This window comes from Streptomyces milbemycinicus (genome assembly GCF_002154605.1).
Lineage (GTDB): Bacteria > Actinomycetota > Actinomycetes > Streptomycetales > Streptomycetaceae > Streptomyces > Streptomyces milbemycinicus.
In genome coordinates this window covers 1-18,792 of sequence record NZ_MUNE01000314.1, presented here as the reverse complement: position 1 = coordinate 18,792, position 18,792 = coordinate 1, and the positions used below count along the sequence as shown (strand labels likewise).

Annotated in this window: 18 protein-coding genes; 10 read left to right on the top strand and 8 right to left on the bottom strand. The window is 71.0% G+C overall.

The window, feature by feature from the left end; all coding sequences use genetic code 11:
• Positions 1–75 precede the first annotated feature (75 nt).
• From CCN51_RS24615 to CCN51_RS24595, 5 genes are all read left to right on the top strand, one after another.
• Positions 76–534, top strand: coding sequence for a peroxiredoxin (locus CCN51_RS24615; protein WP_014180046.1), 459 nt, complete (start codon positions 76–78; stop codon positions 532–534).
• Between the two features lie 198 nt (positions 535–732).
• Positions 733–1,308 (top strand): TerD family protein, encoded by a 576-nt coding sequence (locus tag CCN51_RS24610; protein WP_014180047.1) that lies wholly within the window; start codon positions 733–735, stop codon positions 1,306–1,308.
• Positions 1,309–1,529: 221 nt separating this feature from the next.
• Complete coding sequence (locus tag CCN51_RS24605) at positions 1,530–2,105, top strand: TerD family protein (protein WP_014180048.1); 576 nt, start codon at positions 1,530–1,532, stop codon at positions 2,103–2,105.
• A gap of 51 nt (positions 2,106–2,156) precedes the next feature.
• Positions 2,157–3,317: a DUF475 domain-containing protein gene (locus tag CCN51_RS24600; protein ID WP_014180049.1), complete on the top strand. Its 1,161-nt coding sequence runs from the start codon at positions 2,157–2,159 to the stop codon at positions 3,315–3,317.
• A gap of 111 nt (positions 3,318–3,428) precedes the next feature.
• The gene (locus CCN51_RS24595; RefSeq protein ID WP_043491761.1) at positions 3,429–4,157 is read left to right on the top strand and encodes a TerD family protein; all 729 of its coding nucleotides are present in this window, start codon (positions 3,429–3,431) and stop codon (positions 4,155–4,157) included.
• 61 nt (positions 4,158–4,218) lie between these two features.
• Here the strand turns inward: CCN51_RS24595 and CCN51_RS24590 are convergent, their stop codons facing one another.
• The gene (locus tag CCN51_RS24590; protein WP_086860095.1) at positions 4,219–4,419 is read right to left on the bottom strand and encodes a hypothetical protein; all 201 of its coding nucleotides are present in this window, start codon (positions 4,417–4,419) and stop codon (positions 4,219–4,221) included.
• A 212-nt stretch (positions 4,420–4,631) separates the two neighbouring features.
• Positions 4,632–6,458 (bottom strand): ABC-F family ATP-binding cassette domain-containing protein, encoded by a 1,827-nt coding sequence (locus tag CCN51_RS24585; protein WP_014176958.1) that lies wholly within the window; start codon positions 6,456–6,458, stop codon positions 4,632–4,634.
• Between the two features lie 188 nt (positions 6,459–6,646).
• Here CCN51_RS24585 and CCN51_RS55060 point away from each other — a divergent pair, with 188 nt between their 5' ends.
• Positions 6,647–7,075, top strand: a complete 429-nt coding sequence (locus tag CCN51_RS55060) for a hypothetical protein (RefSeq protein ID WP_014176959.1) — start codon at positions 6,647–6,649, stop codon at positions 7,073–7,075.
• Positions 7,076–7,084: 9 nt separating this feature from the next.
• Here CCN51_RS55060 and CCN51_RS24575 read toward each other — a convergent pair whose 3' ends face one another.
• From CCN51_RS24575 to rsmI, 6 genes are all read right to left on the bottom strand, one after another.
• A complete protein-coding gene (locus CCN51_RS24575) occupies positions 7,085–8,011 on the bottom strand; it encodes a 4-(cytidine 5'-diphospho)-2-C-methyl-D-erythritol kinase (RefSeq protein WP_014176960.1) in 927 nt (308 codons plus the stop codon).
• Positions 8,008–8,913 (bottom strand): 16S rRNA (adenine(1518)-N(6)/adenine(1519)-N(6))-dimethyltransferase RsmA, encoded by a 906-nt coding sequence (gene rsmA / locus CCN51_RS24570; RefSeq protein ID WP_014176961.1) that lies wholly within the window; start codon positions 8,911–8,913, stop codon positions 8,008–8,010. Before rsmA ends, CCN51_RS24575 begins: the two co-directional genes overlap by 4 nt.
• A gap of 35 nt (positions 8,914–8,948) precedes the next feature.
• On the bottom strand, positions 8,949–10,148 hold the full coding sequence (locus tag CCN51_RS24565; RefSeq protein ID WP_014176962.1) for a resuscitation-promoting factor: 1,200 nt from the start codon (positions 10,146–10,148) through the stop codon (positions 8,949–8,951).
• 93 nt (positions 10,149–10,241) lie between these two features.
• A complete protein-coding gene (locus CCN51_RS24560; protein WP_014176963.1) occupies positions 10,242–11,174 on the bottom strand; it encodes a TatD family hydrolase in 933 nt (310 codons plus the stop codon).
• A 114-nt stretch (positions 11,175–11,288) separates the two neighbouring features.
• Positions 11,289–11,744: a hypothetical protein gene (locus CCN51_RS24555; protein ID WP_014176964.1), complete on the bottom strand. Its 456-nt coding sequence runs from the start codon at positions 11,742–11,744 to the stop codon at positions 11,289–11,291.
• 161 nt (positions 11,745–11,905) lie between these two features.
• Positions 11,906–12,784 (bottom strand): 16S rRNA (cytidine(1402)-2'-O)-methyltransferase, encoded by an 879-nt coding sequence (gene rsmI / locus CCN51_RS24550; RefSeq protein ID WP_014176965.1) that lies wholly within the window; start codon positions 12,782–12,784, stop codon positions 11,906–11,908.
• Positions 12,785–12,984: 200 nt separating this feature from the next.
• On the opposite strand from rsmI, the gene CCN51_RS24545 reads away from it, so the two are divergent.
• The 4 genes from CCN51_RS24545 to CCN51_RS24530 all read left to right on the top strand — a co-directional run.
• On the top strand, positions 12,985–14,772 hold the full coding sequence (locus tag CCN51_RS24545) for a dolichyl-phosphate-mannose--protein mannosyltransferase (protein ID WP_043486971.1): 1,788 nt from the start codon (positions 12,985–12,987) through the stop codon (positions 14,770–14,772).
• Between the two features lie 105 nt (positions 14,773–14,877).
• Complete coding sequence (locus CCN51_RS24540; protein WP_014176967.1) at positions 14,878–16,518, top strand: penicillin-binding transpeptidase domain-containing protein; 1,641 nt, start codon at positions 14,878–14,880, stop codon at positions 16,516–16,518.
• A 178-nt stretch (positions 16,519–16,696) separates the two neighbouring features.
• Entirely contained in the window at positions 16,697–17,890 is a 1,194-nt protein-coding gene (locus CCN51_RS24535; protein ID WP_014176968.1) for an FAD-dependent monooxygenase, read from the top strand.
• Between the two features lie 196 nt (positions 17,891–18,086).
• On the top strand, positions 18,087–18,792 hold a 706-nt coding region (locus CCN51_RS24530; RefSeq protein ID WP_143675883.1), incomplete at its 3' end, for a caspase family protein.

The following is an 18,792-nucleotide window of genomic DNA, read 5'->3' as shown; positions in this document are numbered from 1 at the left end:
GGGCTCTGCGCGTAGGGTGGTCGCGGTCAACCAGCCAATCAAGCCACATCAACTACCAGCGAAGGGATGCCACCCATGGCGATAGAGGTCGGCGCGAAGGCCCCCGATTTTGAGCTGAAGAACCAGCACGGGGAGTCGGTCCGGCTCTCCGACTTCCAGGGTGAGAAGAACGTCGTCGTCCTCTTCTACCCGTTCGCCTTCACCGGCGTGTGCACCGGCGAGCTGTGCGCCCTGCGCGATGAACTGCCCAAGTTCGTCAACGACGAGGTGCAGCTGCTCGCCGTCTCCAACGACTCGCCCTTCACGCTGCGCGTGTTCGCCGAGCAGGAGGGTCTTGAGTACCCCCTGCTGTCGGACTTCTGGCCGCACGGCGAGGCCAGCCGGGCGTACGGCGTCTTCGACGAGGAGAAGGGGTGCGCGGTGCGCGGCACCTTCGTGATCGACAAGGAGGGCGTGGTCCGCTGGACCATCGTCAACGGCCTCCCCGATGCCCGGGACCTCAACGACTACGTCAAGGCCCTGGACTCCCTGTAAGGCCCCGGAATCCTTGTGACGGCGGAAATCCTGTCCCGGCGGAAACCCTGTGACGAGGGGGAACCGCTCACTAGGATCGACGCGTTGATCCTGATGGGATCCCTGGGCGCCCCCAGGCCGCGCCTGGCGGCGCCCCGGCACCCGGCATAGCAATGAAGGGGCACACCGTGCTCCTGACGAACCTTTTTGGGAGGACTCGTGGGAGTCAGCCTCAGCAAGGGCGGCAACGTCTCGCTGACCAAGGAAGCCCCTAACCTGACCGCCATCACCGTGGGTCTGGGCTGGGACGTCCGCACCACCACGGGCACTGACTTCGACCTCGATGCCAGCGCCCTGCTGACCAACGCCGAAGGCAAGGTCTCCGGCGACCAGAACTTCGTCTTCTTCAACAACCTGAAGAGCCCCGACGGCTCGGTCGAGCACACCGGTGACAACATCACCGGTGAGGGCGAGGGCGACGACGAGCAGATCAAGGTGAACCTGGTCGGCGTGCCGGCCGATGTCGCCAAGATCGTGTTCCCGGTCTCGATCTACGACGCCGAGACCCGCCAGCAGAGCTTCGGCCAGGTTCGGAACGCGTTCATCCGCGTGGTCAACCAGGCCGACGGCAATGAGCTCGCCCGCTACGACCTGACCGAGGACGCCTCGACCGAGACCGCCATGGTCTTCGGCGAGCTGTACCGGCACGGGGCGGAGTGGAAGTTCCGGGCGATCGGCCAGGGGTACGCCTCCGGGCTGCGCGGCATCGCACAGGACTTCGGCGTCAACGTCTGATACGCCCGTAGCCCCGTAGCACCACCCGCGTATGTACGTTCCGCGTACGCACCGTACGGCCCGCGCGTCCGGCGCCGCGCCCCTGCACACCGGCAGGAGCGCGGCGCCGGACGCGCTGCTTCTCAGCGCATGCGGCGCCTCGCGCGCCGCCTGCGTGCTCCGCGCTTCACGCGCTTCGCGCGTCATGCGCATTTCGCGACACCAGGGGAGGAACCAGGACCATGGGCGTTACCCTCGCCAAGGGAGGCAATGTCTCCCTCACCAAGGCCGCGCCGAATCTCACCCAGGTGATGGTCGGCCTGGGCTGGGACGCGCGCTCGACCACCGGGGCGCCGTTCGACCTCGACGCCAGCGCGCTGCTGTGCCAGTCGGGGCGGGTGCTCGGGGACGAGTACTTCGTCTTCTACAACAACCTGAAGAGCCCCGAGGGCTCGGTCGAGCACACCGGCGACAACCTCACCGGTGAGGGCGAGGGCGACGATGAGTCGATCCTGATCGATCTCAGCAAGGTCCCGGACCGGGTCGACAAGATCGTCTTCCCCGTGTCGATCTATGACGCGGACACCAGGCGTCAGACGTTTGGGCAGGTCAGCAACGCATTCATCCGTGTGGTGAACCAGGCGGACGGCGCCGAGCTGGCCCGCTACGACCTCTCGGAGGACGCCTCCAGCGAGACGGCGATGATCTTCGGGGAGGTTTACCGCTATGGCGGTGAGTGGAAGTTCCGGGCCGTAGGGCAGGGGTACGCGTCAGGTCTTCGGGGCATCGCTCTAGACTTCGGGGTCAACGTTTCGTAAAGCCGCGTAAAGAGCGCGGGCGAGACCTTACGAAGAGGGATTGGACAGGAAGTGCTCCTCAAAACCTTTGGTTGGTCGTTCGCCGTCACGGCGGCCGGCCTGGCCCTGGCTGGCGTCCTCTGGGGGTGGAAGGGGCTCGCCATCGTCGGGATCCTCTCGATCCTGGAGATCTCACTCTCGTTCGACAACGCGGTCATCAACGCGGGCGTCCTCCGCAAGATGAACGCCTTCTGGCAGAAGATCTTCCTGACGGTCGGCATCCTGATCGCCGTCTTCGGCATGCGCCTCGTCTTCCCCGTGATCATCGTGGCCATCACGGCGAAGATGGGGCCGCTGGAGGCCGTCGACCTGGCGATCAACAACAAGGACAAGTACGAACACCTGGTCACCGCCGCCCACCCGGCGATCGCCGCGTTCGGCGGGATGTTCCTGCTGATGATCTTCCTCGACTTCATCTTCGAGGAGCGCGACATCAAGTGGCTGGGCTGGCTGGAGCGCCCGCTGGCCAAGCTCGGCAAGCTGGAGACGCTGTCGATCGTCGTCGCCCTGCTGGTGCTCCTCGTGACCGCCATGACCTTCGCCACCGATGTGGCCCACGGCGGCGGCGACAAGACCGCCACGGTGCTGCTGGCCGGTGTCGCCGGTCTGCTCACCTACCTGATCGTGGGCGGCATCTCCGGCTACTTCGAGGACAAGCTGGAGGAGGAAGAGGAGGAGGTCGAGGAAGCCGAGGAGGCCGAGCGGGCCGAGAAGGCGGCCTCCGGCGCCCAGAAGGGCAGCCAGGGCGCCACGGTGGTCGGCCTGGCCGGCAAGGCCGCGTTCTTCCTGTTCCTCTACCTGGAGGTCATCGACGCGTCGTTCTCCTTCGACGGCGTCATCGGCGCCTTCGCGATCACCAACGACATCTTCGAGATGGCGCTGGGTCTGGGCATCGGCGCCATGTACATCCGGTCGCTGACCGTCTACCTCGTCCGCAAGGGCACCCTGGACGACTACGTCTACCTGGAGCACGGCGCGCACTACGCGATCGGCGCGCTCGCCGCGATCCTGCTGATCACGATCAAGTACGAGATCCACGAGGTCATCACCGGCCTGATCGGTATCGTCCTGATCGGCGCCTCGTACTGGTCCTCGGTGGTGCGCAACCGCCGGGAGGAGGCGGCAGGCGGCGAGGACGCCGAGAGCAAGGCGGAAGTCACATCCGGAGTGTGACGAGGGTCCGTTTGAGGAACGCTCTGAGCGGGGCGGGCCGGGAGTCCTGTCTCCCGGCCCGCCCCGCGGGCAGTTGGGCGATTGAGTAGTCGACTGGTGGGGGTGCGCACGATGGCGTTCTGGAGCAACTGGGGACGGGGCGCGTGGCGCGATTTCGACAGCGGTGACGCCTCGGGTGTGGTGGCGCTGACCAAGCGGCACCAGACCATCTCGCTGACCAAGCAGGGGGCGGCCAGCGGCAACCTGCGGATCAACCTGTCCTGGCGGATGCGGACGTCGGACTTCAACGACAGGGCCGGGGGCAGCTCGCTGCGCCATCCGCTGCGGATGTTCAAACCGGAGATGGTGCAGGCCCAGGGCTCCGCCATGGTCAACGTCGACCTGGACCTGGCCTGCATGTACGAGCTGCAGAGCGGCTCCAAGGGCGTGGTCCAGCCGCTCGGCAACTTCCTGGGCAACCTCAACGAGGCGCCGTACGTCAAGCTCAGCGGCGACGACCGGTTCGGGTCCGGGTCCGGCGAGACGATCTACATCAACATGGACCACAAGGACGACATCAAGCGGCTGCTGGTCTTCGTCTACATCTACGACGGCACCCCGGCCTTCGACCGCACCCACGGCATGGTCACGCTTTACCCGAGCAACGGGCCGCGGGTGGAGATCGAGCTCCATGAGCGGGCCCCGCAGGCCCGCTCCTGCGCCGTGGTGCTGATCGAGAACGTCAAGGGCGAGATGATCGTCCGCCGTGAGGTCAAGTACGTCTACGGCTTCCAGGCGGAGCTGGACCGGCTCTACGGGTGGGGGCTGCAGTGGGGGCGCGGCTACAAGGAGAAGGTCTGAGGGCTGCGTGGCCGGGCGCCGGGCGCCGGGGAGTGCCCCGGGCGCCCGGCCCGTCGACCGCTCAGCGGTGCTGGAACTGGGGCCCCTGCGGCGGCAGCGTGAAGTTGGGGTCGGGCAGCGGGGGCGGCGGTATCGGCTGGGTGCGCTGCACCTGCTGCGGATAGCCGTACGCGGGCTGCTGCGGATAGCCGTACGAGGGGTCCTGCGGTGCGCCAAAGCCGCCCTGCGGCGGCTGATTGGGCGGCGGAGGCGGCTGAGACATGAAGTGTTCCTTTGTGCGCGGGCCCGTGAACCGATCGGCCTCCCCCGCGATCCCGGGGCTCAAAGCCCTCCAGGAAGGAGCGAATCGGACACGCAACCCGCCAGTGAGCGGCAGGCAAGCGGGAGTTCTTTGTATCACCCGGCCCTGTCATGCCAAGGGCCGGTCTCAGCCTCTTCGACCAGCTGAGACCGGCCTGTGACGCGACCGTTGCCCTAGACGTCCTCGGCGAGTTCCAGCCAGCGGGTCTCCAGCTCCTCCCGCTCGCCGGTCAACTCCCGCAGCCGCGCGTCGAGCTCCGCGACCTTCTCGAAGTCCGTGGCGTGCTCGGCGATCCGCTCGTGCAGCTCCGACTCCTGCTCGCCGATGCGGTCAAGGCGCCGCTCGATCTTCTGGAGCTCCTTCTTCGCGGCGCGCTGCTCGGCCGCCGACTTCTGCGCCGGGCCCGGCTGTTCCGCGGCCTTCTGCCGGGCGAGTGCCGCGGCCGCCGGTGCCGCGGCGGCGGCCTGGACGCGCTGCCGCCGCTCCAGGTACTCGTCGACACCGCGCGGCAGCATCCGCAGGGCCGCGTCGCCCAGCAGCGCGAAGACCCGGTCCGTCGTCCGCTCGATGAAGTACCGGTCGTGGCTGATCACCACGAGCGAGCCGGGCCAGCCGTCGAGCAGATCCTCCAGCTGGGTCAGCGTCTCGATGTCGAGGTCGTTCGTCGGCTCGTCGAGGAACAGTACGTTCGGCTCGTCCATCAGCAGCCGCAGAATCTGGAGCCGGCGCCGCTCGCCGCCGGAGAGGTCGCCGACCGGCGTCCACTGCCTCTCCTTGGTGAAGCCGAACTTCTCGCACAGCTGCGAGGCGGTCATCTCCCGCCCCTTGCCGAGGTCGACGCGCTGCCGCACCTGCTCCACGGCCTCCAGCACCCGCCAGGCCGGGTCCAGCTCCGCGACCTCCTGCGAGAGATACGCCAGCTTGACGGTCCGCCCGACCACCACCCGGCCGGCGGCAGGCTGCCGCTCGCCGTCGCTGGCGGCCGACTCGGCCATGGCCCGCAGCAGCGAGGTCTTCCCCGCGCCGTTCACGCCCACCAGGCCGATCCGGTCGCCGGGCCCCAGCTGCCAGGTCAGATGCTTCAACAGCACCTTCGGGCCGGCCTGGACGGTCACGTCCTCCAGGTCGAAGACGGTCTTGCCCAGGCGCGAGTTCGCGAACTTCATCAGCTCCGCGGCGTCACGGGGCGGCGGCACGTCCGCGATCAGCGCGTTCGCCGCCTCGATACGGAAGCGGGGCTTGCTGGTACGGGCCGGGGCGCCGCGGCGCAGCCAGGCCAGCTCCTTGCGGACCAGGTTCTGCCGCTTGGCCTCCTCGGTGGCGGCGATGCGCTCCCGCTCGGCGCGGGCGAACACATAGTCGCTGTAGCCGCCCTCGTACTCGTGGACCGCGCCGCGCTGCACGTCCCACATCCGGGTGCAGACCTGGTCCAGGAACCAGCGGTCGTGGGTGACCACCACCAACGCCGAGCGCCGCGTCCGCAGATGGGCGGCCAGCCAGGAGATGCCCTCGACGTCGAGGTGGTTGGTCGGCTCGTCCAGGACGATCAGGTCCTGTTCGGCGATGAGCAGCTTGGCGAGCGCGATCCGGCGACGCTCGCCACCGGAGAGCGGGCCGATGACGGTGTCCAGGCCCTGGGTGAAGCCCGGCAGGTCGAGCCCGCCGAACAGGCCGGTCAGCACGTCCCGGATCTTGGCGTTGCCCGCCCACTCATGATCGGCGAGATCGCCGATGACCTCGTGGCGGATGGTGGCCGCGGGGTCGAGCGAGTCGTGCTGGGTGAGCACGCCGAGCCGCAGATCCCCGGAGTGGGTGACGCGGCCGGTGTCGGCGGGCTCCAGTTTGGCGAGGATCCGGATCAGGGTGGTCTTGCCGTCCCCGTTGCGGCCGACGACGCCGATCCGGTCGCCCTCGTTCACCCCGAGGGAGATGCCGTCGAGCAGCGCCCGGGTGCCGTACACCTTGCCGACGGCTTCGACGTTGACCAAGTTGGTGGCCATCACACTCCTGTACACGGGTCGATCGGCATCCCAGGGTAGTCGCCGCGCGAAGCGGGACGGGCGCGCCGGTGTGCCCGCGGCGGAGCCGCTGATGTCACAGCGACGCGGTGAGTGCATGGCGATAGGTGGGTCGTCTGAGTATCTGTACGGATGTCAGGCGGGTGATCGCGCTCCTAGCGTCCTCTGCCATGGATCATGCGAGGAGCCTGTGGGCCGGTGCGGGCACGATCGAAGCGGACCGGGAGCAGGAGGCGGCCCAGGCCAGGGTGGCCGAGGCGGAGCGGGCCGCCGCGGAGCAGCGGGCGGAGCGCAGGCTGAGAGCCGTCCGGGCGGTGGCGGTCGGGGTGGTGTGGCTCAGCGCCGGGCTGACCCTCATGTTCCTGCCCATGCTCTCGATCTCCGCCGGGTCGGACTGCGGCGTCGAGGACACCCGTTTCATCTGCACCGGCGGCGGCCAGGACACCGTCGTCTACATCGCCGTCTACACCGCGCTGGTCGCCGCTCTGGCCGGCACCTGGGGTGCCTTCTCCAGCCGTCTGCTCGGCCGCGCGGTGTGGGGTGCGTCACTGGTGGCGCTCGGTATCGCCTGGCTGGTGAACCTGCTGATCATCCACTGAGCCCCGGGATCATCCGGGTACGACGGCCGCCCCCGCCGCCGGTCCCGCGGCCACCCGTACGGCACGGCAGGTGCCCGAGGCCGCCAGGGCCTTTGCGACGGCGGCGGCCGCTTCCGCGTCCTCGGCCAGGAACGCGCAGGTCGGGCCGGAGCCGGAGACCAGCGCGGCGAGGGCGCCCGCGTCGGTGCCCGCGCGCAGCGTGTCGGCCAGGGCGGGCCGCAGGGACAGCGCGGCGGACTGGAGGTCGTTGGTCACGGCGGCGGCGAGCGCGGCGGCGTCCGCGGTGCGCAGCGCCTCCAGGAGGGCCGCGGACGGCTCGGGGTCGGGTACGTCGTCCACGGTGGCCCCCTGGCCGTCGGCGGCGCGCAGCCGGTCGCATTCGCGGTAGACGGCGGGGGTGGACAGGCCCCCCTCGGCGACGGCGAACGCCCAGTGGAAGGTGCCCCCGGTCTCCAGCGGGGTCAGCAGTTCGCCCCGCCCCCGGCCCAGGGCCGCCCCGCCGACCAGGCTGAACGGCACATCGCTGCCCAACTCGGCGCAGATTTCCAGCAGTTCGGCGCGGGAGGCCGCCGTGCCCCACAGCGCGTCGCACGCCACCAGCGCCCCGGCGGCGTCCGCGCTGCCGCCCGCCATGCCGCCGGCCACGGGGATGTCCTTGTCGATGTGCAGCTGGACCCGGGGCTCGACGCCGTGCCGCTCGGCCAGCGCGAGGGCGGCGCGGGCGGCGAGGTTGGTGCGGTCGAGCGGCACGCTGTCCGCGTCCGCGCCGGAGACGGTGATCCGCAGATCGTCGGCCGGGGTGGCGGTGACCTCGTCGTACAGCCCCACCGCGAGGAAGACATTGGCCAGGTCGTGGAAGCCGTCCGGCCGAAGGCCGCCGACCGCGAGCTGGACATTGACCTTCGCGGGCACGCGGGCGGTCACGGATCGGGTCACGGCTGGTTTCTCCCAGGGCTGTTTGTCGGGGGACGTTGCTCCGCGATCGTCTGCTCCGCGATCGCCGCGAACTGCTCGACCGTCAGCGCCTCGCCCCGCGCCTGGGGCGAGATCCCGGCCGCCGTCAGCGCGGCCTCCGCCGCCGCGGCGGATCCGGCCCAGCCCGCGAGGGCCGCCCGGAGCGTCTTGCGGCGCTGGGCGAAGGCCGCGTCGATCACCCGGAAGACCTGGTCCTTGGTGGCGGTGGTGCGCAGCGGGGCGGGGCGGCGGACGAGGGAGACGAGGCCGGAGTCGACGTTCGGCGCGGGCCAGAACACATTGCGGCCGATCGCCCCGGCGCGCTTCACCTCGGCGTACCAGGCGGCCTTCACCGACGGCACGCCGTACACCTTGGAGCCGGGCGCCGCCGCGAGCCGGTCGGCGACCTCGGCCTGGACCATGACGAGGGTCCGCTCGATGGTGGGGAAGCGGTCGAGCATATGCAGCAGCACCGGGACCGCGACGTTGTACGGGAGGTTGGCGACCAGCGCGGTGGGCGCGGGACCGGGCAGCTCGGTGATGTGCAGGGCGTCGGAGTGGACAAGCTCGAAGCGGTCCGCGCGGCCGGGCAGCCGCTCCTGGACGGTCGAGGGGAGGGCCGCCGCGAGCACGTCGTCGATCTCGACGGCCGTGACCCGGTCGGCGGCCTCCAGGAGGGCCAGGGTCAGCGAGCCGAGCCCCGGGCCGACCTCGACGACCACGTCGTCGGGCCGGACGTCGGCGGTCCGGACGATCCGGCGGACCGTGTTGGCGTCGATGACGAAGTTCTGGCCGCGCTGCTTGGTGGGGCGTACGCCGAGCCGGGCGGCCAGTTCGCGGATGTCGGCGGGGCCCAGCAGGGCGCCTGCGTCGGTGGAGCTCACCGGCGTAAGTTTACGACCCTTGAACCACCCGCAGGCTATCCGCTCAGCCGGTGGCCGCAGTGCGGCCAGGGGCCGGCCCCCCGCTGTACGTACAGCTTCTTCGCGCGGTAGGTCTGCTCCGACGCGGGCGCGTCCTGCGGGCGCCCGTGCCCGCCCAGGTCCTGCCAGGTGCCCTGGTCGAGCTGGTAGAGCCCGCCGTGCCGGCCGGAGTCGTCGACCGCGTTCGGCCGCCCGCCGGATTCGCAGCGGGCCATGGCCTGCCAGTCAAGACCCTCCGCGCCGGCCACGGGCAGCGGCGGCCGGGGCTTGGTGCCGACCCGTACGACACGGGCCACGGGCCGGCGCACCACGCGGGTCTTGAGCTTCCGGGGCCGCTGCCGGACGCCGTTGACGGTGCGCACCAGGTAGGTGGTGCGCTCCAGGCCCGGCTCGCCCACGGCGGCCACCAGTTCGGCGCCCTGGAGGACGGTGGGGTCCGCGCGCCGGAAGGTCGGGAAGGGAAGGGCGCGGTCGCGCACCTCCTCGCGGCCGGTGATCCGCAGGACTGAGATGGTCTGGCCGTCGCGCGGAAAGCTCTCCTGGGGCACGGAGGTGGTGTCCTGCTCGCGCAGCGCGATCCCGGCCTCGGCCAGGGCGGCGGCGACGGTGGCGGCGTTGGTGCGCAGGGTGTGCTCGCGCCCGTCGGCCATGAAGGTGACGGTGCGCTCGGTCCGTACGTCCAGGTCCAGGCCGCGCCGCGAGATCGCGGCCGAGCGCGAGACGGAGAGGTGGGCGCCCTCGGCGCGCACCCCGAGCTGGCGCAGCGCGCCGTCCACGGTGTGGGCGGTGGTCCACACCCGGCGGCGTTCTCCGTCGACGGTGAGGGTGACCGGGCGGCCGTAGCGGACGGCGATCCGGTCGCCGCTGACGAGGTCCGCTTCGGGCGCGGGGGCGATGAGGTCGTGGGCGCCGACGTCCACGCCCTCGTCCGCGAGGAGTTCCGCGACGTCCCCGGCGTAGGTGTGCAGGGTGCGGGCGCTGCCGTCGACGCTGAGCCGTACGGCCTTGTCCTCGGCCACGAAGGCGGAGGTGCCGCCCGCCAGCGCGGCGACGACCAGCGCCTGGGGCAGCAGCCGGCGCAGCTGCTCGGGCCGGGCGGCGCGCTGTCTGCGGCGCGCGGCCCGGCGGGCGTCGGCCCGGCCGCCCGTGCCGCGGTGACTGCCCGCGACACGGCGGCCGCCTTGCGTACGGCTCACGACAACACTCCGGCAACACTCCACAAGTCCACTGGTCAGGGCATGAGTCCCGGGACTGTAGCGGAGCGGCGGCCACTCTCCAAAGCGGTATGACTACTGTGAGTAGCGCCCTTGCCCAGGCTCGCCGGCGCCGGAAATCGGCGCGCCATAGCCGAAAACCCGCGCGGTATTGGCCGCGACGGCGGCCGCGAGGGTGTCCTCGGGGACGCCCTTGGCCTCCGCCATGGCCCGCAGGGTGAGCGGAATGAGGTACGGGGCGTTAGGCCGTCCGCGGTACGGGGCGGGCGTGAGGAAGGGCGCGTCGGTCTCGACCAGCAGCAGGTCGAGCGGGGCGACGGCGACGGCTTCGCGCAGCGGGGTGGCGTTCTTGAAGGTGACGTTGCCCGCGAAGGACATGTAGTAGCCACGCTCCGCGCAGATCTTCGCCATGGCGGCGTCGCCGGAGTAGCAGTGGAAGACGACGGTCTCGGGCGCGCCCTCCTCGGCGAGCACCCGCAGCACGTCCTCGTGCGCCTCGCGGTCGTGGATGACCAGTGCCTTGCCGTACCGCTTGGCGATGGCGACATGGCCGCGGAAGGACCGCTCCTGGGCGGCGATGCCCTCGGGGCCGGTGCGGAAGTAGTCGAGGCCGGTCTCGCCGACGCCTCGCACCTGCGGCAGTGCGGCGAGGGCCGCCATCTCCTCCAGGGCGGCGTCCAGGGCCTCCTCGCCGCCCGGTTCGCGCGCGCCCTGCCGGGACCAGCCGTCGGGGTCCCCGTGGACGATGCGCGGCGCCTCGTTGGGGTGCAGGGCCACGGTGGCCCAGATGTTCTCGTGGGCTTCGGCCGTCTTCGCCGCCCAGCGCGACCCGGCGAGGTCGCAGCCCACCTGGATGAGGGTGGCCACGCCGACCGAGGCCGCCTTGGCAAGGGCCTCTTCGACGGTGCCCGACTGCATGTCCAGGTGGGTGTGCGAATCGGCGACCGGGACCCGCAGCGGCTCGGGGAGCGGCGGAGGCAGGTCCTTTTTGTTTTGTGACTGCGCCATGAGCGCGATTCTATTTGCCGGAGAATGCCGGAGAAATGCGAAGAAATCGCGCCCTGACGCTCATTCGGATACGGTCCGGCTCATATGCGTGTGGCCGGACTCACTACCGCCGGTTCACTTCCGGTGGCTCTGAAACGGATGCAGCAGATCCGACAGATGCCAGTGGTGGCCGCGCCGCTCCCGCGGCGCGGGCGGGGCGGCCGGTGCCGGTGTGGCGTCGGACGCCTCGGCGTCCGCCCGACGGGCCCGCCGCCGGGGCTTGCCGCCCAGGCTCCGCAGGGCCGTCGACACCTGGCCGGACCTCATGATGCGCACGAGGTCGGCGCCGCAGTTGTGGCAGTTGGGGCTGGTCAGCGGGGACCGTACGCGCATGCCATCGGTGAAGTAGATGACAAACGCCCTCCCCTCGGCGTCCACGTGATGCTCGATGTCGTACGACTGCTCCCAGCCGTGCCCGCACTTCATGCACGCGAAGGCGTACGCCTCGTGGGCGACCTCCCCGTCCGTCGCGTCGTCGGTGGTGTGGGCTATCGGGCGAACGCCGCTCGAGGTACCCGCAATTTCGCTCATGGCAACTCCTCTTGTCCGCAGGACAAGGCTTCCGGGACTGGACGTCCCACCTCCAGTGGACGCCTTTACCGGCCCGGAGTGCAGCTGCCCTTCCACCTCTTGAGGGAGATTTGGCGGCCGGATGCCCCAAACCCCCCGCCACCCGGCCTAACCTTTGCTTTTCAGCCTTTCCCTTTACCTGCGCGTGGCTCGCTGCGTGCCGCGTTCTTTGCCGCCACCACCGCGTCGAACACATCCCGTTTGGGCAGGCCCGCCTCCTGCGCGACCGCCGCGATGGCCTCCTTGCGGCGCTCCCCGGCCTCCTCGCGGACCGCGACCCGCCGGGCCAGCTCGGCCGGGTCGGCCTCGCCGGGAGCCGGTTCGGGGGCGCCCTCGACCACCACCGTGATCTCGCCCCGTACGCCCTCGGCCGCCCAGGCCGCAAGATCCTTCAGCGGGCCGCGCCTGACCTCCTCGTACGTCTTGGTCAGCTCGCGGCACACGGCGGCCCGCCGGTCCGCGCCGAACACCTCGGCCATGGCGGCCAGCGTGTCGTCCAGGCGGTGCGGCGCCTCGAAGTACACCAGCGTGCGGCGCTCGGCCGCGACCTCGCGCAGCCGCCCAAGACGCTCGCCCGCCTTGCGGGGCAGAAAGCCCTCGAAGCAGAAGCGGTCCACCGGCAGCCCGGAGAGCGCGAGCGCGGTCAGCACGGCCGAGGGCCCGGGCACCGCGGTGACCGTGATGCCCCGCTCGACGGCCGCGGCGACCAGGCGGAAGCCGGGGTCGGAGACGGACGGCATACCCGCGTCGGTGACCAGCAGCACCCGCGCGCCGCCCGCCAGCGCCTCCACCAGCTCGGGCGTACGGGCCGACTCGTTGCCCTCGAAGTAGGACACCACCCGGCCGCGCGGCTGCACGTCCAGCGCCTGGGTGAGGCGGCGCAGCCGCCGGGTGTCCTCGGCGGCCACCACATCGGCGGCCGCGAGCTCGGCGGCCAGCCGCGGGGGCGCGTCCCGCGTATCGCCGATGGGGGTTCCTGCCAGTACCAGCGTTCCAGTCACACGATCCATCCTCGCAGCACCCAGGCTGTGCCTTTTCGTTCGCTTCTCCGCCCACGCGGCGCAGGTGCGGGTCTCGTCGCCGTCCGCGGCCCGGCGGCCGCGTGCGCGTCGCTCACCGGGCCCAGAAAACTCCGATAGGCAGGCCCCCGATCCCCGGCCGGACGACTTGGCTCGCCACTCTCATAGTCCGCTTCCCTACGATGGGCCGGGTGACGAGTGACACCGCGACCCACGCCCAGCCGGGCCGAGCCGCCGGCCAGCATCCGCCCGCCTGGCAGCGCCGGCTGCGCCGCTTCGGATACGCGGGCCGGCCGCGGTCCGACGTACGGGAGCGGCTGGTGCCCCCCTACCCAGAGCCGGGGACCCGGCTGTGGGAGGCGCTGGGCGCGGCTCCACCGGCGGCGTCGCGGATCGCCCGCTGGACCGGCTGGGGCGGGCCGCTGCTGGTCGCGCTGTTCGCCGGGCTGCTCCGCTTCTGGCGGCTCGACAGCCCCGGCAAGGTCATATTCGACGAGACGTACTACGCCAAGGACGCCTGGGCGCTGCTTCAGCTCGGCTACGAGGGCACCTGGCCGAAAAACGCCAACGCCAAGATCATCGGGGATCCCCAGCAGATCCCGCTGAGCGATGCCGCCGGGTATGTCGTCCACCCGCCGGTGGGCAAGTGGGTCATCGCGGTCGGCGAGCAGCTTTTCGGCCTGACCCCCTTCGGCTGGCGGTTCATGGTCGCCCTGCTCGGCACGGCGTCGGTGCTCATGCTGTGCCGGATCGGGCGGCGGCTGTTCCGGTCCACCTTCCTGGGGTGTCTGGCGGGGCTGCTGCTGGCCGTGGACGGTCTGCACTACGTGATGAGCCGTACCGCGCTGCTCGACCTCGTCGTCATGTTCTTCGTGCTGGCCGCCTTCGGATGTCTGCTGATCGACCGGGACCAGGCACGGGCGCGGCTCGCCGCCGCCCTGCCGGTCGACCCGGACGGCACCGCCCGCCCCGACGCGGAGATCGCCGCGCGGCTGAAGCTCGGCCTGCGGCCGTGGCGGATCGCCGCCGGGGTGTGCCTGGGGCTCGCGGCCGGCACCAAGTGGAACGGCCTGTACGTACTGGCGGCCTTCGGTGTGATGACGGTCCTGTGGGACATGGGCGCCCGCCGCACCGCCGGGGCGCGCCGCCCCTTCCGGGCGATGCTGCGCCGCGACACCCTGTGGGCCTTTCTGACGACCGTGCCTGTGGCGTTGGTCACCTACCTCGCCAGTTGGTGGGGCTGGTTCTCCACCAGCGGCCGCCACAGCGCCCGCTCCGGCTGGACCCAGAGCGGCTACTTCCGGCACTGGGCCGAGACCCCGAAGGCGCAGGGAGGCGGCGGCTACAGCGACCACGGGCTCTGGGCCTGGCTGAACCCGCTGCGCAGCCTGTGGCACTACGAGACCGAGGTCTACAAGTTCCATGTGGGCCTGGACGACCCGCATATCTACCAGTCCAACCCCTGGAGCTGGCTGATCCAGTCCCGCCCGGTCTCCTACTTCTACGAGTCCCCCTCCCCCGGCGAGGCCGGCTGCCCCAAGGACGCGACCGAGAAGTGCGCCCGCGAGGTGCTGGCGCTGGGCACCCCGCTGCTGTGGTGGGCGGCCTGCTTCGCCGTGGCGTATCTGCTGTTCCGGTGGGCGCTGCGGCGGGACTGGCGGGCAGGCGCGGTCCTGTGCGGCCTGGCGGCGGGCTATCTGCCGTGGTTCCTGTACCAGGAGCGGACGATCTTCTCCTTCTACGCCGTGGTCTTCGTGCCGTTCGTGTGTCTGGCGGTGGCGATGATGGTCGGCGCCATCGTGGGGCCGCCGGGGGCCTCGGAGAACCGGCGGGTGATCGGCACGGTCGGCGCGGGTGTGCTCGTGCTTCTCATCATCTGGAATTTCATCTACTTCTTCCCCCTCTACACAGGTCAGACGCTGCCCATGGATCAATGGCGGGCCCGGATCTGGCTCGACACCTGGATCTGACGGGATCTGAGGGGCGAAGGCGCCGCTCTCGATGCCGGTAGAGTGCCCCGGACCACGCACTCCATCGAGCGGTGGAGGGCTTCGAGGGACTGTGGGGGTTCTGCAATGCGGAGTGGCGCGAGAGCCGCGGTCATCGGTGCGGTGTTCGCCGCCATGGTCGGGGTCGCCGGTTGCGGTGGCGGACAGGACAGCTCGACCGGTTCGAAGGACGGCGCGGACACCGGGGCCGGCGACGACAAGCCGGTGGTCAAGAAGGTGAAGACCGGCCCGCCCAGCGCGGCCGAGGTCAAGGCCACGGCCCGGGACTTCCTGGCCGCCTGGTCCGCGGGACAGACCGCGAAGGCCGCCGGTCTGACGGACGACGACAAGGCCGCCACGGCCGCGCTCACCGCCTACCGTGACAAGGCCCACATCGGCAAGGCGACGCTGGCGGCGGGGCAGCCCACCGGCAGCACGGTGCCGTTCACGGTCAACGCGCAGATCGCCTACGGCGGGCGGCAGGTCCCCTGGACGTATGAATCCTCGCTGACCGTCACCCGCGACAAGACCAGCGGAGCGGCGGTCGTCGACTGGAAGCCGTCGGTCGTGCACCCGAAGCTCCAGGCCGGGGACGCCCTCAAGACGGGCCCGGCCGGTACGCCCCCGATCAAGGCCGTCGACCGCGACGGTGCGGAGCTGAGCGCCGCCGACCACCCGACGCTCAAGGCGATCCTGGACGGCCTGCGGGAGCGCTACGGCAAGAAGGCGGGTGGCACGCCTGGCGTGGAGACGTGGATCTCCCGCGCCAAGGGCTCCAAGTCCCCCGACGAGACGCTGAAGGTGCTCGCCAAGGGCAAGGCCGGCACGCTCCACACGACGATCGACGCCAAGCTGCAGGCGACGGCGGAGCAGGCCGTCAGCAAGCGGCCCAAGGCCGCGGTGGTGGCGGTCAAGCCCAGCACCGGCGAGGTCCTGGCGGTCGCCAACTCCCCCGCCCAGGGGTTCAACACCGCCTTCCAGGGCTCGTACGCGCCCGGCTCGACCATGAAGGTCATCACTTCGGCGCTGCTCATCGACAAGGGCCTGGCGGGCTACGGCAAGCCGCACCCGTGCCCGAAGTACTTCTCGTACGGCGGCTGGAAGTTCCAGAACGACGACAAGTTCGAGATCAAGGGCGGCAGGTTCGAGCAGAGCTTCGCCCGCTCCTGCAACACCGCCTTCATCAGCCAGGCGCCCAAGCTGGCCGACGACGACCTCACCAAGGAGGCCCGGGACGTTTTCGGCATCGGGCTGAACTGGCAGACCGGCATCTCCTCCTTCGACGGCGCGGTGCCGGTGCAGTCCGCCGCCTCCAAGGGTGCGTCGCTGATCGGGCAGGGCGGGGTGCGGATGAACCCGCTCAACATGGCGTCGGTCTCGGCGACCGTCGCCAGCGGCTCCTTCCACCAGCCCTACCTGGTCTCCCCGTCCCTGGACAACCGGACGCTGGCCAAGGCCGCCCGCGCCATGAAGCCGAGCACCCGGCAGCAGCTGAAGAGCCTGATGAAGCTGACCGCGACCGCGGGCACCGCCGCGCAGGCGATGTCCGGGATGAGCGGTGACTTCGGCGCGAAGACGGGCTCGGCGGAGGTCGACGGGCAGAAGCAGCCCAACGGCTGGTTCACCGCCTACCGCGGCGACCTCGCGGCGGCGGCCGTGGTCCCGCAGGGCGGCCACGGCGGTGACTCGGCGGGACCGATCGTGGCCTCGGTGCTGCGCGCGGGCTGACCCGACAACCCAAGCGACAACGCACGACCGACGCGGCGTCGGCGCGGCCCCAAGGGCTGTGTCGGCGCCGCGTCGGCGTTGGCGGGCGGGCGTCGGCTCCGTGTCGGTGCCGCGTCGGCGGCCCGGACGAGCATCGAGTTGTCCGACCAACCACTCGATGCACCGACGGGGAGTCACCATGCGTCAGAAGAAGGGTCAGCAGAGCGTTCTGATATCGGGCGCCGGTATCGGCGGGCCCGCGCTCGCCTACTGGCTGGACCGGTACGGATACGACGTCACCGTCGTCGAGCAGGCCACAGGGCCCCGCCCCGGCGGACACGCGATCGACGTCCGCGGCCCCGCGCTGGAGGTGGCCGAGCGCATGGGCGTACTCGGCCGGATCCACCGCCTGAGCACCGACCTGCGGGGGATGTCGGTGGTCGACGACGAGGGCAAGGAGCTGTTCCGCACCACCGAGCGCACCGTCAGCGGCGGCGACCTCGACAGCCCCGATGTGGAGATCCTGCGCGACGACCTCGCCGCGGTCGTCGCCGACGCGGGCGGAGCCGGGATCGAGTACGTCTACGGCGACTCCATCGACCGGCTGGAACAGGGCGCGGACGACGTGCGGGTGGTCTTCCACAGCGGTACGAAGCGCCGCTTCGACCTGGTCGTGGGCGCCGACGGGCTGCACTCCCGCACCCGTCGGCTGGCCTTCGGACCGGAGGAGGACTATCTGCACCACCTCGGCACCTCGCTGGCCGTGTGGACGGCGCCCAACTTCCTCGGCCTCGACCGCTGGCAGGTCGTCTACAAGATGGGCGGCGACCTGTGGGGCGGAATGGTGATGAGCGTCCGCGACAACCAGGAGGTCCGCGTCTACGTCGGCTTCGACTGGGACGAGCCGCCGGCCGAGTCCGACACCGGCGACCCGCACGCGCAGAAGCGGCTGATCGCCCGGGAGTTCGCGAAGGCCCGCTGGGAGATGCCCCGGCTGCTGGAGCACATGTGGGGCGCCCCGGACTTCCTCTTCGACTCCATGGCCCAGATCCGCATGGACTCCTGGTCCCGCGGCCGGGTGGCGCTGCTCGGCGACGCGGGCTACTGCGGTTCGCCCATGTCCGGCCAGGGCACCAGCATGGCCCTGGTCGGCGCGTATGTCCTGGCGGGCGAGATCAAGGCCGCGGACGGCGACCACACGGCCGCCTTCGCGGCGTACGAGCGGGAGCTGCGCGGATATGTGACCGCCAACCAGGAGCTCGCGCTGACCAACAAGGCCGTGATGGACGCCCGGGACGCCATGGACCTGGGCGAGGTGGAGGGGGAGGAGTTCGTCGCCGATCTCCGGGCGGACCTGGACGTCGCCAACTCGTACTCGCTCAAGGAGTACTGAGCGGAAGTGCTCGGGAAGGGCCGCTGACGGCGTACCCCGAACGGACCGTTCCGGCCGCCCTTGAGTAGTGCACAATATGAGGCCGTCATCACTCAAAGGGGGCCCCGTTGCGGAACGGCGTTGAGGCGAGCGGCACTGGACGAGGGCGGCGGCGGATCACCGCCGCGCCCGCCGGTGCGTATGAGGGGCGGCAGCGGTGACGGTCCTGCCCGACGCGGCCACTTCACGGGCGGTGCTCATCGGCACCAGCCGCTATGACCACATAGAGCAGCTGCCGGTGGTGGCGAACAACCTCCGCGCGCTCGCCGCCACCCTGTGCGCCCCGCATACGTGGGGGCTCGCCCCCCAGCACTGCACGGTGATCGAGAACCCCCAGGACCCGGTCGAGGTCCTGGACGCCGTCCGGGCCGCGGCCGAGCAGGCCACCGACACTCTGCTGGTGTACTTCGCCGGCCACAGTCTGGTCGAGCCGCGCCGCGGTGAACTGGTCCTCGGCCTCACCGGATCGCTGCGGCAGCGGTCCTATACGGGACTGCCGTACGGCACCCTGCGCGATGTCATGTCCGACGGCCGGGCGGGCCGGCGGGTGATGCTGCTCGACTGCTGTCTCAGCGGTGAGACGCCCGGATTCGTGGACGGGATCGAGGCGGTGGTCGACCGCGCGGAGCTCGACGGCGCCTGTCTGCTGGCCGCCGCCCCCGACAGCAGCTTCGCGTTCGCCCCGCCCGGCGAGCCCCACACCGCCTTCACCGGTGAACTGCTCAGACTGCTGAACGAAGGGGTGCCGGGCGGGCCGCAGTTGCTCGACCTGGACACCGTCTACGGGCAGGTGTACGCGGCGATGGGCGCCAAGGGGCGGACGCCGCCGCACAAGCGCGACCGCGGCGGCGTCCGCCCCTTGG